The organism is Pseudomonas guariconensis, from assembly GCF_040822035.1.
Classification (GTDB): domain Bacteria; phylum Pseudomonadota; class Gammaproteobacteria; order Pseudomonadales; family Pseudomonadaceae; genus Aquipseudomonas; species Aquipseudomonas guariconensis.
This window is the reverse complement of record NZ_CP162012.1, coordinates 1,813,072-1,827,610: the sequence shown is the minus strand read 5'-3', so window position 1 is coordinate 1,827,610 and position 14,539 is coordinate 1,813,072. Positions and strand designations below refer to the sequence as shown.

The window sequence follows — 14,539 nt, the reverse complement described above, 5'->3', positions numbered from 1 at the left end:
CGTTTTCGTTTGGCTGCAAGAACAGAGCGAGGGCCTTGCCCTTGCTGGGCTACACCGAAAACCTGTGCACCAGTGCGTTCAGATCCACCGCCAGCTGCGACAAGGCCTGGCTCGCCGCCGAGGTCTGCTCGGCCCCCGCCGAGGACTGGTGCGCCAGGTCGCGGATGGTGGTCAGGTTGCGATCCACTTCTCGGGCCACCTGAGCCTGCTCTTCCGATGCACTGGCGATCACCAGGTTGCGTTCGTTGATCCGCGCTATGGCCGCCGTGATCGCCTCCAACGCCTCGCCCGCGGCATGGGCACCCTCAAGGGTCGAACGCGCCCGCTCATTGCTTTGTTGCATGCCGTGCACGGCACGTTCGGTGCCGGCCTGGATGGCAACGATCATCTGCTCGATCTCGCGGGTAGACGTCTGTGTGCGGTGGGCCAACGCCCTTACCTCATCAGCCACCACCGCAAAGCCACGCCCCGCCTCTCCCGCCCGCGCCGCCTCGATAGCGGCATTGAGCGCCAATAGGTTGGTCTGTTCAGCAATAGCACCTATCACATCCAGCACCTTGCTGATGTCCTGAACCTGCTGGGCCAGTTGCCCGACCTCATCGGCATTGTCGGCCACGCCCGCCGCCAGGGACTCGATGGCATGCACGGTCGCCTGCACCTGTTCACGCCCCTGGCGGGCGATACGGTCGGACTCGCGGGAGGCCTCTGACGTCGCTACCGCATTGCTCGCCACCTCCTCCACTGCCGAGGTCATCTGGTTGACGGCCGTCGCCGCCTGTTCGATTTCCTGGCTCTGTTGCTGCAACCCTCGGGTAGCGTCCTCGGTAACCGCACTGAGCTGCTCGGAAGCTGAAGCTAACTGTCCCGCCGAATCGGAAATTCGTCCGATGGTGTCACGCAGGCTCTGCTGCATGACCTTGAGCGCCGCCTGCAAGCGCGCAGGCTCGTCCTCGCCCTGCACAGTGATCTGCGGCGTCAGGTCGCCCTTGGCGACCGTCTCAGCCACCTGTAACGACTGCCCCAGCGGCCGCACGATACTGCGTGTCAGGGCCAGCGCCAGGACCACGGTCATGGTCACCGCCACCAGTAACAATCCCCACACCCAGACCTTGGCCCCTGCGTAGACCGCCTCGGCAAGATCCGTGGCGCGATCGGCATGGTGGATGTTCAGCTCGATCAGTTCGTTGAGGGTCGCGGTCATCTGGTCAGCGAACTGGTTCATCTCGCCGTTGACCAAGGTCGCGGCCGCATCGGTGCGCCCTTCGCCCGCCAGTTGCATTACCTGGCCCTGCAGGTCCAGGTATTGGCGTTCAAGCCCTTGGTAGCGAGTGAGCAGCGTGTGCTCTTCCGGCAACACGATCAGCGCCTTATAACGCTGCTGGACTTCGTTCAAGCCGGCTTTGAGTTCTTCGATACGCGCACGGTTCTGCTGTTGTGCCGCCGGCGCCGGGTCGATCAGCAGGCGCAAGGTCAGGGCGCGGATTCGCAACATGTCCTGAGTCATGCGCCCGACCGAAATGACACTGGGCAACCAGTTGTCGTCCACCTGCTCGGCTTGCTGGCGCATCTGTGTCATCTGTTGGAGAGAAAAGCCCCCGAGCAGGGCGACCAGCAAGGCCATCAGGCCAAAGCCAAGCCCCGCACGGGGGGCGATATTCAAACGTCTCAGACTCATGTACAGCTCCCTCTGCCACGTTGTCGTTGTTATAGACACTATCGGGGAGGGGCCGAATTTGCTTAAGACGAAAAGGCAATATCAAAGGGCCAGAATCAAGCGGCACGCATTATTTTGGTGCACCCGGTAGCACTGACAGAAAATTCGTGTGCGCCACACGGTTGGCCACTTCGACCGGCAGCGCATCGAGGAAGGCATCAAAACCGTGCATCTGCTCGCCGATTCCGGAAAAGCGCCCGACCACATCCGAACCGAGCATGAAACGCCCCGGGAACCGCTCGACCAGCTTGACCCATGCCTCGTGCGGCTTGCCCTGCCCGTCCAGCAAGTAAGGCTCGCGCATGCTCCAAGAGAGGTCGATATACAGGTTCGGGTAGTCTTCGAGCAGCCGAGTGAGCACCGGCAGGAGGAAGTTCATCTGTGTCTGATGCCGATGGATTTCCGCGCTGGTACCGGCATGGGCCCAGATGAAGCGGGTGTGTGGATGGTTACGCAGTGGTTCTTCGATCTCCGCCAGGTAAAGCGGGTTGCGCTCGCGCTTGGAGGTGATGTTGGAATGGATGAGCACCGGCAAGTCACGCTCGGCCGCCAAGTGATAGATCCGCGTCATGGCCTCATTGTTGGCCCTGGGCGTATCGCCACTGGTGAGCGCAGTCAGATCGTCATGACGGGTGAACACCTCGCCAATGCCCTGCCAAAGCCCTGGGTACAGCTCAAGCATGCGCTCGATGTGGCTGACGGCATTCTTGTCCACCGGATTGAAGCCGCTGAGAAATGGATGCAAACGTCGGCGCTGCTGCGGCGGCAACTGCTGCACCGCGGCGGCGACGTAGACATCGGTGGCGCTGTACCAGTAGGCGTCCGCATCATCACCGGCGTAGTAGCGCGGGCGCTTGGGCTCATCTTCATGCCACTTCTTGGCCACAGGAATACCCGCGATCATGGACTGCTCGACCCCAGCCTCGTCCATGGCCTTGAACAGCGCAGCCATGCCCTCGCTCTCCTGGAAGAAGTCGACGTAATGCAGGTGGGCATCACTGTAGCGGTAATCCCGCGCCTGCACCGTCAGGCACAGGACGGTGGACAACAGCAGGCAGGCCAGCGCTCTGGCGATCATGGTGGTCTTTCCTCTGCGGCTTGGAGAAGAGTAGACCCGAGCCTGCGCAAGGCGGTTCAGCCCGCTTCGCTGAACCGCTATGCTTGAGGCATCCGTCGCCCGCCTGGAGCCCTGTCATGAGCCGCCCCTTGATCATTCATCCGCGCGCCGAATCGGTAGAGGGCCAACCGATCCTGCGCCCACTGCCATCGGCCCAGTGTCGCAGCGTGGGTCCTTTCGTGTTCTTCGACCACATGCTCGATACACGCTATGCCCCCGGCAGCGGCATGGACATCCGCCAACACCCGCATATCGGCCTGTCGACCCTGACGTATTTGTTCGAAGGCGAAATCCTGCACAAGGACAGCCTGGGCTCCGAACAGCGCGTCCTGCCCGGCGATGTCAGCTGGATGACTGCAGGTAGCGGCGTCGCTCACGTCGAGCGCACTCCCGCCGATGCCTTGAGCAGGGGTTCGCGCCTGCATGGCCTACAGGTATGGCTGGCTTCGCCCCGCGAGAATGAGCAAGGGCCGCCCAGCTACAGCCATCATCCGGCCGATAGCCTGCCAGTCAGCGACAATCTGGGCGTAAGCATCCGCATGATCGCAGGCCAAGGGTTTTGTCTTGAATCCCCAGTGCCGGTGCTCTCCCCTACCCTATATGCCCTGGTGCAAATGCAGGCGGCCACCACGCTCAACGTGCCCCTCGAACATGCCGAGCGTGCCCTCTACCTGCTCGATGGCGAGCTGCTGCTGGGCGAGGACGAGGTCGAGCCATGCAACCTGCTGGTACTGCCCGAAGGCGAAGAGGTGACGCTGTATGCACAAAGCGAGTGCCAGCTGGTGCTGATCGGTGGCGCGCCACTGGATGGGCCACGGCGGATGAACTGGAACTTCGTGGCCAGCGATCCGGAACTGATCGAACAGGCCCGGGCGCGCTGGGCTGCGGGGGATTGGCCGACAGTGCCGGGGGAAACGTCGCGGATCGAATTGCCGCGTTGAGAGGGCCGCCATGTGGTCAACGCAGGCCTCGCAAGGACCCAAGGGGCTTGTGGCGTTGTAGCGCGGCAGATCCGTGGGCGCTGGCTTAGCCTGCGATGGGCTGCCGCGCAGCCCTTGCCCAGTCAGCGCTGGAACACTTCGTCCAGCAGGTTGTGCATGGCACGGAACGCACGCTCGCTGGTACGGCGGTCGTATTGCATCTTGCCGGGCACGTTGGCGGACGGGTCGGTGAACGAGTGCACCGCACCGCCATAACTGAGCAATTGCCAGTCGACCTTGGCCGCGTTCATCTCCTCCTCGAACTCCGGCAACTGCTCCTTTGGCACCAGCGGGTCGGAAGCACCGTGCAACACCAGCACAGAGCCTTTGATGCGCTGGGCATCGGCCGGGTTCGGCGTATCCAGCGTCCCGTGGAACGACACTGCCGCCCGTAGGTCGGCGCCGGTACGGGCCAGCTCCAGAGCGCAGCAACCACCGAAACAGAAGCCAAAGGTCGCCACCTTGCCCGGCTCCAGCAATGCCTTGGACTGCCCGAGCAATTGTGCCAAGGCTTCCTGCATGCGCTTGCGCAGTTCGCCACGGTCATTCTTGAGCGGCATCATCGCCGCGCCCGCCTCGTCGGCATTGGATGGACGAACCGATTGTCCGTAAAGGTCAGCGACCAGCACCACATACCCCTGGCTGGCCACTTCCTTGGCAATCCGTTCGGCGCCTTCGCCGACGCCCATCCAGTTCGGCGCCATCACCAGGCCCGGCTGGGGCAGCGCGCCCGGCTCATAGACCAGGCGGCTCTCGTAGGCCTTGCCCGCATGGTGATAGACCAGCGATTCGACGATTACCTTGCTCATCAAACTCCTCCTTGCACCATGAAAAAAGCCCGCCGAAGCGGGCTTTGTCTTCAACTCAAGCAGACAATTCGACCAACAGCTTGTTCAGGCGACGAACGTACGCCGCCGGATCCTTCAAGCTGTCACCTGCTGCCAGCGCAGCCTGGTCGAACAGGATGTGGGAAAGCTCCGCAAAGCGGTCCTCGCTCTGTTCATTATCCAGCTTCTCGATCAGCGGGTGGCTCGGGTTGAATTCGAAGATCGGCTTGGAGTCCGGCACCTTCTGACCACTGGCCTCGAGGATCTGGCGCATCTGCAGGCCCAGGTCCTGCTCGCCGATGGCAAGGATCGCCGGAGAGTCGGTCAGACGGTGCGAGACACGCACTTCGGCGACACTCTCACCCAGGGCGGTCTTCAGGCGCTCGACCAGGCCTTCCTTCTCCTTGGCGACTTCTTCCTGGGCCTTCTTGTCTTCCTCGGAGTCCAGCTTGCCCAAGTCCAGGTCGCCACGGGCGACATCGACAAAGGCCTTGCCGTCGAACTCATTGAGGTAGCTCATCAGCCACTCGTCGATGCGGTCAGTCAGCAGCAGAACCTCGATGCCTTTCTTGCGGAAGACTTCCAAGTGCGGACTGTTCTTGACCTGTGCGTAGGACTCGCCGGTCAGGTAGTAGATCTTGTCCTGGCCTTCCTTGGCGCGGGCCAGGTAGTCCGCCAGCGCAACGCTCTGCTCGCCGCTTTCGTCGGCGGTCGAGGCAAAGCGCAGCAGGCCGGCAATCTTCTCCTTGTTGGCGAAGTCTTCGGCCGGGCCTTCCTTCATCACCTGACCGAAGTTCTTCCAGAAGCTCTTGTACTGTTCAGGCTCGTTCTTCGCCAGTTTCTCCAGCATGTCCAGCACGCGCTTGGTCAACGCCGACTTCATCGAGTCGATGATCGGATCCTTCTGCAGGATTTCGCGCGAGACGTTCAGCGACAGGTCATTGGAATCGACCACACCCTTGATGAAACGCAGGTAAAGCGGCAGGAACGACTCGGCCTGGTCCATGATGAATACGCGCTGCACATACAGCTTCAGGCCGCGCGGCGCTTCGCGCTGGTACAGGTCGAACGGTGCGCGGGCCGGCACGTACAGCAGCGAGTTGTACTCCAGCTTGCCTTCGACCTTGTTGTGGCTCCAGGCCAGCGGGTTCTCGAAGTCATGGCCGATGTGCTTGTAGAACTCCTGGTACTCCTCGTCCTTGATCTCGGTACGCGGACGGGTCCACAGGGCGCTTGCGCGGTTGACGGTTTCCCATTCCTGGGCAGGCTTTTCTTCGCCTTCGGCGGTCTCGACGTGCTGCTTGGGCAGTTCGATCGGCAGAGCAATATGGTCGGAGTATTTCTTGACGATGTTGCGCAGGCGCCAACCATCGGCGAACTCTTCTTCGCCCTTCTTCAAGTGCAGGACAATACGGGTACCGCGTTGCGGCTTGTCGAGCGTGGCGACTTCGAACTCGCCTTCACCCTTGGACGACCAGTGGACACCCTCGGCGGCAGGAAGACCTGCGCGACGGCTGTAGACATCGACCTTGTCGGCGACGATGAACGCCGAATAGAAGCCGACGCCGAACTGGCCGATCAGGTGCGAGTCCTTCTTCTGGTCACCGGTCAAGTTCTTCATGAAGTCGGCAGTGCCGGACTTGGCGATGGTGCCCAGGTGCGTGATGACGTCTTCACGGCTCATGCCGATACCGTTGTCCTCGAGGGTCACGGTGCCGGCGTCCTTGTCGAAGCTCACGCGGATCTTCAGCTCGGCGTCGTCTTCGAGCAGCTCTGGCTTGGCCAGCGCTTCGAAACGCAGCTTGTCGGCGGCGTCGGAGGCGTTGGAAATCAGCTCACGCAGGAAGATCTCCTTGTTCGAATACAAGGAATGGATCATGAGGTGCAGCAGTTGCTTTACCTCGGTCTGGAAGCCCAGGGTTTCTTTTTGAGTTTCCACACTCATGGTCTTCAAAACTCCGATCTGTTGGCGGTGGCCGCCTGGCGCCCCTCGAAGGGCTGCGTTGGCGGCGGATGTCCAGCAGATGGGGGCTGGCCTGACTATTTCAAGGGCTTTTCCGGTTCAATCTTGAAATGAGCACGCGCGGTAGCGATCGGTGAGTCGGGGTCGGCCTGCCAGGCGGTGATGGCGACGTTGGTCACCCGACGCCCCTGGCGCCAGAGCTGACAACGCGCGAACGTGTCGCGATAGTGCCCGGCCCGCAGGTAATCGATGGAGAAATCGATGATCTTGGGAATGCTGGCGCTCTCACTGTAGATCAGTAGGTAAAGGGCCGCGGAGAGCTCCATGAAGCCTGCGATCACCCCGCCATGGATCGCGGGCAGCAAGGGATTGCCAATGTTGTCCTGGTTCGCCGGCAGACGAAACAGTAAGTCATCACCCTGGCGCTCGCACTCGATGCCGATGAGTCCGGCGTAGGGAATCAGCCTCAGCAAAGGCTGGTAATTGCCGACGGCGTGGGCTTCGTTGAGCTGGAGACGAACATCAGCAGGAATCATGACCTCTCCTCCTTGAGGCTGTTGCCGAAGCGGATGCCGCCCTTGACCTCCTGCCCTAGACGCATGAAGGTGCCGACCACATGACAAATCGGGCGTGACGGATCGTCCTGGTAGGCAGTGCCGCGGGTAAAGATCACGTCGCGAGTCACCCGGTAGCACTGCGCATGGCCGTGAATATCCTTGCCTGCCTCGGCCGGGTGCATGTAGTCGATGCGAAGGTCCAGCGTCGGGCAGACCTCGAAGCGCGGCAGGGCGCACAAGGTGGCCATGCCACAGGTGGTGTCCATCAGCGTGGTCAGGGCTCCGCCGTGCACCGCGCCGGTCTGCGGATTGCCGACGATGGCCGCAGACCAAGGCAGCACCAGTGTCATGCCTTCGGCATCGGCGTGGTGGACTCGCATCCGCAATAACTGACAATGTTTCAATGCGGACAGAAAGCGTTCGGCCATGGCCCGCAGGTCTGTATCTGTCATGGGGCAACCTGTTTTTGTGAGGCTATTCACTCTGCACAAATCCGAGGAAAAGTCTATCTGGATCCACGTTATATATATCTGTAATCTTCGCGGAACTTATTCCACTTACTTGAGCTCGAATGGAACAAGTAAGTTATTCCACCAAGGAGAGACACCCCATGCGTAAACCTTTTGCTTTTGCCCTGATGCTGGCCGCTGCCATGGGCCTGGCCGCTTGCGACAAGGCGAGCGAAAACAAGGCTCCGGAAACCAAGACCGAGCAAGCCGCCCCTGAAGCTGCCCCAGCTACCCCGGCTCCAGAAGCCGCCCCTGCTACCCCAGCTCCGGAAGCCACTCCTGCTCCGGAAACCGCTCCAAGCGAAGAGCCGGCCAAGCAGTAAGCAGCACGTAAAAAAACCCGACACTGTCGGGTTTTTTTATGCCTGGCGTTCAGGGAAGGGGTCAGCTAGCCGGGCTGGCAGGCTCTTTGAGCCCCTCCCCGGCCACCGGCTCGGTGGGCGTGAATACCATTACCTCGAGCACATCGGAATGAAACTCCCGGCGATAGAGAATCAGCACCACGCAGACACTGGTGACCATGAACAACCAAGGGCTGATGAACCAGGTCAGCATGGCCATTCCGAAGTAATACGAACGCAGCCCGAAGTTGAACTGGTTGGCTGCCAGTGATAATACCCGCGCCGCTCTAGATGCAAATGCCTTGCGCTCCAACTCACTGACTTGTCGCTCACCGATCATGGGCGCAGAACCCACCAGAACTGCGGCGAAGTTGTACTGGCGCATACACCAACTAAAAGTGAAGAAGGCATAGACGAACACCATTGCCAGCCCCAGCAGCTTGATTTCCGACATGCCTTGGGACGCCTGCTGCACCAGAGGCAGGTCGGCCAGCAACGACAGCGCGCGGTCCGATGCCCCGAGCACGGTGAGGATACCGGCAAGGATGATCAGCGTACTGGAGGCGAAGAACGAGGCGTTGCGCTCCAGATTGCCGATCACGCTGGCATCGGCGATGCGGTTGTCACGCAACAACATGCGGCGCATCCAGTCCTCCCGGTACAAGTGCAGCACGCTGGCCAGGCACGCGGTGTCGCGCCCTTTCCAAATCGCATAACGGGTGTAGCCACCCCAACAGAGGGCGAACCAGCAGGCCGCAACCCAGTGGCTCAGATTGCTTTGAATGAAGCTCATGCAGGCTCCTGATCGTTCAAGTCCTGAGAATATTGAAGTCCGCTTTTCGACGCACGGCGGCCAGAAAAGACACGCTCTGGAAACAAAACGTAGCAACAAAAAACCCCGTATCCGAATGGACACGGGGTTGGCGTTTTGACCATCGGCTGGCGCCCTTTGGCTTGTGGCCGGCGCCAGCGCTCTGGCTTCAACGTATCAGGCCAGCGCCTCGCGGGGCTTGCCCAGCATGCGATCGCATGCAACGGCCAAGCCCAGGGTGATGACCGACGGCACCAGCCAGGCCAGGCCCTGATCGCTCAGCGGCAGATGGGCCATGGCGTCCGGCAGCATGTGCGCCAGGTTGCTGCCTTTGATGGCATCGACCATGCCGAACAGCAGCGACACCAGCATTACCGGCGCCAGGATGCGCACCGGCGAGTTCCAAAGCTCTTTGACGAAGCTCAGGCCCACCACAACGATGCAGGGCGGGTAGATGGCGGTCAGAACCGGGATCGAGAACAGGATCAGCTTGGTCAGGCCGAGGTTGGAGATCAGCAGCGAGAAGCCGGCCAGGATCACTACCAGTGCACGGTAGGACAGCGGCAGGATCTGGCTGAAGTACTCGGCACAGGCGCAGGTCAGGCCCACGGCGGTCACCAGGCATGCCAGTGCGATCAGCACCGCGAGGAAGCCACTGCCCAGCGAGCCGAAGGTGTGCTGCACGTAGGCATGCAGGACCGCAGCGCCGTTGGTCGCACCCATGGCGATGTCATGGCTGCCGGCACCCAATCGGAACAGGCTGATGTACACGAGCGCCAGGCCCACACCAGCGATCAGGCCAGCGATGATGGCGTAACGGGTGATCAGTTTCGGCGACTCCACACCGCGCGAACGGATGGCATTGACGATGACGATACCGAAGACCAGCGCACCCAGGGTGTCCATGGTCAGATAGCCATTGATGAAGCCCTGGGAGAACGGCGCGGCCACGTAGGCCGGCTGCGCCTCACCGATGGTGCCGGCCGGCAGCGCGAAGGCAGCGATGCCCAGCACGGCCAGGGCGATGATCTTCAACGGGGCCAGGAACCGGCCGACGGTATCGAGCAGCTTGCCCGGATACATCGACACGGCCAGCACCACGATGAAGTAGATCAGGCTATAGATGAACAGCGCCAGCGGGCTCTCACCCGTCAGCGGTGCCACACCGACCTCGAACGAGACCGTAGCTGTACGCGGGGTGGCGAACAACGGGCCCACCGACAGGTAGCACACGGCCGCCAGCAGGCCGCCGAAGAACTTGCCGATCGGGCTGCTCAGGGCGTCCATGCCGCCGCCGACCTTGGCCAGGGCAACCACGGTGATGACCGGCAGACCCACAGCGGTGACGAGGAAGCCAAGGGCTGCCATCCAGACATGTGGACCGGATTGCAAACCAACGATAGGCGGGAAGATGATGTTGCCCGCGCCGACGAAAAGCGCAAACGTCATAAAGCCAAGCGCCAGGATATCCTGGCCTTTCAACACTTTCATTTAGGGTAGTACCACACTGCTGAAATCGGGGTTCGAGAAGGGATTTCCCCAGGGGTATGGGAAAATGCTGCCCGGCTTGATAGGCCAGACCCGTTTAGCGTGTCGTTCCCTTTTGGGGGACGGGCACAGAGTGAACGCGTAGGTTAACCGTTTTACCCGGTAAACGCACTGGCACAGGCCTGCTTGTCCGATGTGCGTATGTTCTTGTCGTCTGGGTGACTCTGTGACGCGGTTAATGCTGGCAGATAGGATCAAACCCGTCTGCCTTAAAATCCCTATCAAATCGATCGATTTTTCTTACAAGTTACACAAACCTGCCGAAAACGCCGGCTTGTCCTCGGCAGGTCATTCCTCAAAGCGGTTTGTCAGCCGCGTCTATCCCAACGCTCTGCCAAAAGCGTTTGATTTCGTGAATGTTGCCAAAGTTGTAGCGTGGCCCGGTGTAAAAGCCACCGTCACCGGAACAAAAAATTTCGGAGTCGACGCCGGTCTGCGGCAAGGTTTCGCTACCGGCGCTGTATAGACGGGCTTGCGCCCAAACAGGTTTGTGCATGACTTTCTACCTTTTTCACGGTTTACATCAGGATTGATGTGCTTGCCACAGCGCCTGGATGCGCTGGTGTATATGCTGCTCCTGCGAACCAAGCCCCGAATAGATCGGCCGCAGTTCCTCATCGAAACACCACTCCTGCCGCCCATTTCGGCTCGCGGCAGGAACAGCGACCATCAATGCCAACGACAGGGAAAACTCCTCGGGAGGAATCTGATAATGCAGGTCTTCAAAGGCACGCATATGTAGGAGCTTGCCTGGGCTCAAGCGAACTTCTTCAGGCTCACCCAGTACAGGCCTGGTCCGCGCGTCGACCTGCGCTGCATTGAGTATCGGGTACTTCATGGTTCGGTAGCCGCAGCCTTGATAACCCACGGCATACAGTTCGAAATCGTGGGTATGTGGCACGCCATAGATGAAGGTTTGCCGCTCAGCCTGCGCTTGGGCCGGCAACCAGCAGGTCATTCGCAGGGAGACGTACTGCGAGGCATGCAACGCAAAACCGTACGGGCTGTACACCTGCTCCCCGCGGCTGAAGGCGTGTTGCTGGATGTGCTCATACATGCACTCCCCAAGCAGGCTGCGATTCTGCGCAAGCGCCAGAAGGTCGGCGCTGATCGCGTCCTGCTCTCGCTCAAGATCCCGCTGCTCGAGTCGCTCGATGAATGTATCCAGTTTCATGCCGCCCCCTGCCCAAGGTAGTTCGACAGCATGTCGTCGAGTGCAGGGTCGGATAGTGAGCGAAGGACCTTCAGATAATGCTCAAGATGCCCTGGAGCCAATCTCATCAACACCTCGAAAGCCCGCCAACGGACAGCCGAATGGTGGTGATAGATCAGCTCACCTGCCACAGCTTCCAGATACGGATCCTCGATGCGCTGGAGTGCATCGAGCCACACAAGAAAGCGCGAAACCTGCGGATCGGCGGGAAACCAGGCGATACGTGCCAGCGTGGTGCGGTCGAACACCTCGATGTCACTGCCGGGGTTTGGCAGGTTCAAGCTGAAGACCAGACGCTCTGACCGTTCATCTGGGCATAGCGCCACCACCTTACAAGCACCGTCTACAAGCACGGGCGCTTGGGGTGTCACCTCCACCTTCACACCGTTGCACAGGCGGTCGGATTCGCGGTTGAACAGCCATAGGGCGTATTCGAAGCCCTGGGGTGCAAACCAGATGCTGTAACCCGAAGTGGAATACAGATGATCCGCTGTCGAGCGCACCCGCGTGACATCCAGTGCAACAGGTTCATGTGGGGCATTGAGTCGTAGACGCTCACTGAAATGAGCGACCGTGCCACACAACATGGCCTTGCTCCCAGGCTCGCCCTGGTCTTTCATGCGTTGGTCAAAACCCTGCCATGCGGCGTTGACGAATGCACGCATGTCGGTACACCTCACCTGTTCCAACAGGACGGCCGGTTCGGGTTTCCTACTCAGCAATGCTTCCATGAAGTTTTCTTTCATCCGCTCTTCTGATCTCGAGCGGGATGATCTCTGACATGGGTAACGTCATTAAGATGGAAGTAATCCCCTGAAACGACAAAGGCCACCCGAGGGTGGCCTTTGTGCGCGTGGGGGGTAAAGCGTATTACTTCTTCATTTCCCAACCGGTCAGCTCGGCCAGCGCCTTGCCGATGTCAGCCAGGGAACGCACGGTTTTGACACCAGCGTCCTGGAGGGCGGCGAACTTCTCGTCCGCAGTACCCTTGCCACCGGAGATGATGGCGCCAGCGTGGCCCATGCGCTTGCCCGCAGGCGCGGTAACGCCGGCGATGTAGGAAACGACAGGCTTGGTCACATTGGCCTTGATGTAGGCCGCGGCTTCTTCTTCAGCAGAACCGCCGATTTCACCGATCATAACGATCGCTTCGGTCTGCGGATCTTCCTGGAACAGCTTCAGGATATCGATGAAGTTGGAGCCTGGGATCGGGTCACCACCGATACCAACGCAGGTCGACTGACCGAAACCTGCATCGGTGGTCTGCTTGACCGCTTCGTAGGTCAGGGTGCCGGAACGGGAAACGATACCGACCTTGCCTGGCAGGTGGATGTGGCCTGGCATGATGCCGATCTTGCACTCGCCCGGGGTGATGACACCTGGGCAGTTAGGGCCGATCAGGCGTACACCCAGCTCGTCGCACTTGACCTTGGCGTCCAGCATGTCGAGGGTAGGAATACCCTCGGTGATGCAGACGATCAGCTTGATGCCACCAAAGGCAGCTTCCAGGATCGAGTCTTTGCAGAACGGAGCCGGAACATAGATGACCGAAGCTTCGGCGCCGGTGGCCTCAACCGCTTCCTTCACGGTGTTGAACACCGGCAGGCCCAGGTGTGTGGTGCCACCCTTGCCTGGGGTTACGCCGCCAACCATCTTGGTGCCGTAGGCGATGGCTTGTTCGGAGTGGAAAGTACCCTGCGAGCCGGTGAAGCCCTGGCAGATGACTTTGGTGTCTTTATTGATCAGGACGCTCATTACTTGCCCTCCGCAGCTTTGACAACTTGTTGAGCAGCGTCGGTCAGGCTGGTTGCCGCAATGATGTTCAAACCGCTTTCTGCCAGTACTTTAGCGCCCAGTTCGGCGTTGTTGCCTTCGAGGCGAACGACGACCGGAACTTTAACGCCGACTTCTTTCACTGCACCGATGATGCCTTCGGCAATCATGTCGCAACGAACGATGCCGCCGAAGATGTTGACCAGAACGGCCGCGACATTGCTGTCGGACAGAATGATCTTGAACGCTTCGGTAACGCGCTCTTTGGTAGCACCACCGCCAACGTCGAGGAAGTTGGCCGGCTTGCCGCCGTGCAGGTTGACGATGTCCATGGTACCCATGGCCAGACCGGCACCGTTGACCATGCAGCCGATGTTGCCTTCCAGGGCAACGTAGTTCAGTTCGAACTTGGCAGCGTGGGCTTCACGGGCGTCGTCCTGGGACGGGTCGTGGAAGGTCTTCAGCTTTGGCTGACGGTACATGGCGTTGGCATCGATGTTGATCTTGGCATCGAGGCAGTGCAGGTCGCCGTCGGCCTTGATGACCAGCGGGTTCACTTCCAGCAGGGCCAGATCGTGATCCTTGAACAGCTTGGCCAGGCCAACGAAGATCTTGGCGAACTGTTGAACTTGCTTGCCTTCCAGACCCAGCTGGAACGCCAGTTCACGACCTTGGAACGGCTGAGCGCCGACCAGCGGATCGATGGTAGCCTTGAGGATCTTCTCGGGAGTTTCGTGAGCGACTTTCTCGATGTCCACGCCACCTTCGGTGGAAGCCATGAACACGATACGGCGGCTCGAACGATCGACTACAGCGCCCAGGTACAGCTCTTTGGCGATGTCAGTGCAGGATTCGACCAGGATCTTGGAAACTGGTTGACCGTTGGCATCGGTCTGGTAGGTGACCAGGTTCTTGCCGAGCCACTGTGCAGCGAACGCCTTGGCGTCTTCCTTGCTGCGAACCAGCTTGACGCCGCCCGCCTTACCGCGACCACCAGCGTGGACCTGGGCCTTTACGACCCACTCGGAACCGCCGATCTTGTCGCAGGCTTCTGCAGCTTGCTCAGGGGTATCGACTGCGAAACCCTTGGAAACTGGCAGGCCGTATTCAGCGAACAGCTGTTTACCCTGATACTCGTGAAGATTCATGCTTTTTACCGTCTTCGTTAGGTACTGCGCTTCGGCGC

The 14,539-nt window shown here is 60.3% G+C and carries 15 protein-coding genes; 2 read left to right on the top strand and 13 right to left on the bottom strand.

Features of this window, described 5'->3' with window-relative positions:
* Positions 1–49: 49 nt before the first annotated feature.
* Together AB1N67_RS08255 and AB1N67_RS08250 are read right to left on the bottom strand one after the other, a co-directional pair.
* On the bottom strand, positions 50–1,675 hold the full coding sequence (locus AB1N67_RS08255; RefSeq protein WP_182818386.1) for a methyl-accepting chemotaxis protein: 1,626 nt from the start codon (positions 1,673–1,675) through the stop codon (positions 50–52).
* Positions 1,676–1,784: 109 nt separating this feature from the next.
* Entirely contained in the window at positions 1,785–2,792 is a 1,008-nt protein-coding gene (locus AB1N67_RS08250; RefSeq protein ID WP_043211390.1) for an amidohydrolase family protein, read from the bottom strand.
* Positions 2,793–2,908: 116 nt separating this feature from the next.
* On the opposite strand from AB1N67_RS08250, the gene AB1N67_RS08245 reads away from it, so the two are divergent.
* Positions 2,909–3,772: a pirin family protein gene (locus tag AB1N67_RS08245; protein ID WP_043211393.1), complete on the top strand. Its 864-nt coding sequence runs from the start codon at positions 2,909–2,911 to the stop codon at positions 3,770–3,772.
* A 122-nt stretch (positions 3,773–3,894) separates the two neighbouring features.
* Here AB1N67_RS08245 and AB1N67_RS08240 read toward each other — a convergent pair whose 3' ends face one another.
* From AB1N67_RS08240 to AB1N67_RS08225, 4 genes are all read right to left on the bottom strand, one after another.
* Positions 3,895–4,620 (bottom strand): dienelactone hydrolase family protein, encoded by a 726-nt coding sequence (locus tag AB1N67_RS08240; protein WP_367863661.1) that lies wholly within the window; start codon positions 4,618–4,620, stop codon positions 3,895–3,897.
* 55 nt (positions 4,621–4,675) lie between these two features.
* Positions 4,676–6,583 carry a molecular chaperone HtpG gene (htpG, locus tag AB1N67_RS08235; RefSeq protein WP_367863660.1) on the bottom strand — a complete coding sequence of 636 codons (1,908 nt, stop codon included), beginning with the start codon at positions 6,581–6,583 and terminating at the stop codon, positions 4,676–4,678.
* 95 nt (positions 6,584–6,678) lie between these two features.
* On the bottom strand, positions 6,679–7,137 hold the full coding sequence (locus AB1N67_RS08230; RefSeq protein WP_090345916.1) for a PaaI family thioesterase: 459 nt from the start codon (positions 7,135–7,137) through the stop codon (positions 6,679–6,681).
* Positions 7,134–7,610 carry a PaaI family thioesterase gene (locus AB1N67_RS08225; protein WP_043211400.1) on the bottom strand — a complete coding sequence of 159 codons (477 nt, stop codon included), beginning with the start codon at positions 7,608–7,610 and terminating at the stop codon, positions 7,134–7,136. The genes AB1N67_RS08230 and AB1N67_RS08225 overlap by 4 nt, the downstream gene beginning before the upstream one ends.
* A 158-nt stretch (positions 7,611–7,768) precedes the next feature.
* Between AB1N67_RS08225 and AB1N67_RS08220 the strand changes: the two genes are divergently transcribed.
* On the top strand, positions 7,769–7,990 hold the full coding sequence (locus AB1N67_RS08220; RefSeq protein ID WP_043211402.1) for a hypothetical protein: 222 nt from the start codon (positions 7,769–7,771) through the stop codon (positions 7,988–7,990).
* 61 nt (positions 7,991–8,051) lie between these two features.
* Here AB1N67_RS08220 and AB1N67_RS08215 read toward each other — a convergent pair whose 3' ends face one another.
* The 7 genes from AB1N67_RS08215 to sucC all read right to left on the bottom strand — a co-directional run bounded on the left by AB1N67_RS08215 (position 8,052) and on the right by sucC (position 14,501).
* Positions 8,052–8,801 (bottom strand): DUF599 domain-containing protein, encoded by a 750-nt coding sequence (locus tag AB1N67_RS08215; protein ID WP_043211404.1) that lies wholly within the window; start codon positions 8,799–8,801, stop codon positions 8,052–8,054.
* A gap of 195 nt (positions 8,802–8,996) precedes the next feature.
* Positions 8,997–10,310 carry a branched-chain amino acid transport system II carrier protein gene (brnQ, locus tag AB1N67_RS08210; protein WP_043211407.1) on the bottom strand — a complete coding sequence of 438 codons (1,314 nt, stop codon included), beginning with the start codon at positions 10,308–10,310 and terminating at the stop codon, positions 8,997–8,999.
* A gap of 352 nt (positions 10,311–10,662) precedes the next feature.
* Positions 10,663–10,863: a hypothetical protein gene (locus tag AB1N67_RS08205; protein ID WP_043211409.1), complete on the bottom strand. Its 201-nt coding sequence runs from the start codon at positions 10,861–10,863 to the stop codon at positions 10,663–10,665.
* Positions 10,864–10,890: 27 nt separating this feature from the next.
* On the bottom strand, positions 10,891–11,541 hold the full coding sequence (locus AB1N67_RS08200; RefSeq protein ID WP_043211410.1) for a hypothetical protein: 651 nt from the start codon (positions 11,539–11,541) through the stop codon (positions 10,891–10,893).
* The gene (locus AB1N67_RS08195) at positions 11,538–12,326 is read right to left on the bottom strand and encodes a hypothetical protein (protein WP_090345919.1); all 789 of its coding nucleotides are present in this window, start codon (positions 12,324–12,326) and stop codon (positions 11,538–11,540) included. Before AB1N67_RS08195 ends, AB1N67_RS08200 begins: the two co-directional genes overlap by 4 nt.
* Before the next feature lie 124 nt (positions 12,327–12,450).
* Positions 12,451–13,335 (bottom strand): succinate--CoA ligase subunit alpha, encoded by an 885-nt coding sequence (gene sucD / locus AB1N67_RS08190; protein ID WP_043211414.1) that lies wholly within the window; start codon positions 13,333–13,335, stop codon positions 12,451–12,453.
* Positions 13,335–14,501: an ADP-forming succinate--CoA ligase subunit beta gene (gene sucC / locus AB1N67_RS08185; RefSeq protein WP_011534748.1), complete on the bottom strand. Its 1,167-nt coding sequence runs from the start codon at positions 14,499–14,501 to the stop codon at positions 13,335–13,337. Before sucC ends, sucD begins: the two co-directional genes overlap by 1 nt.
* Positions 14,502–14,539 lie beyond the last annotated feature (38 nt).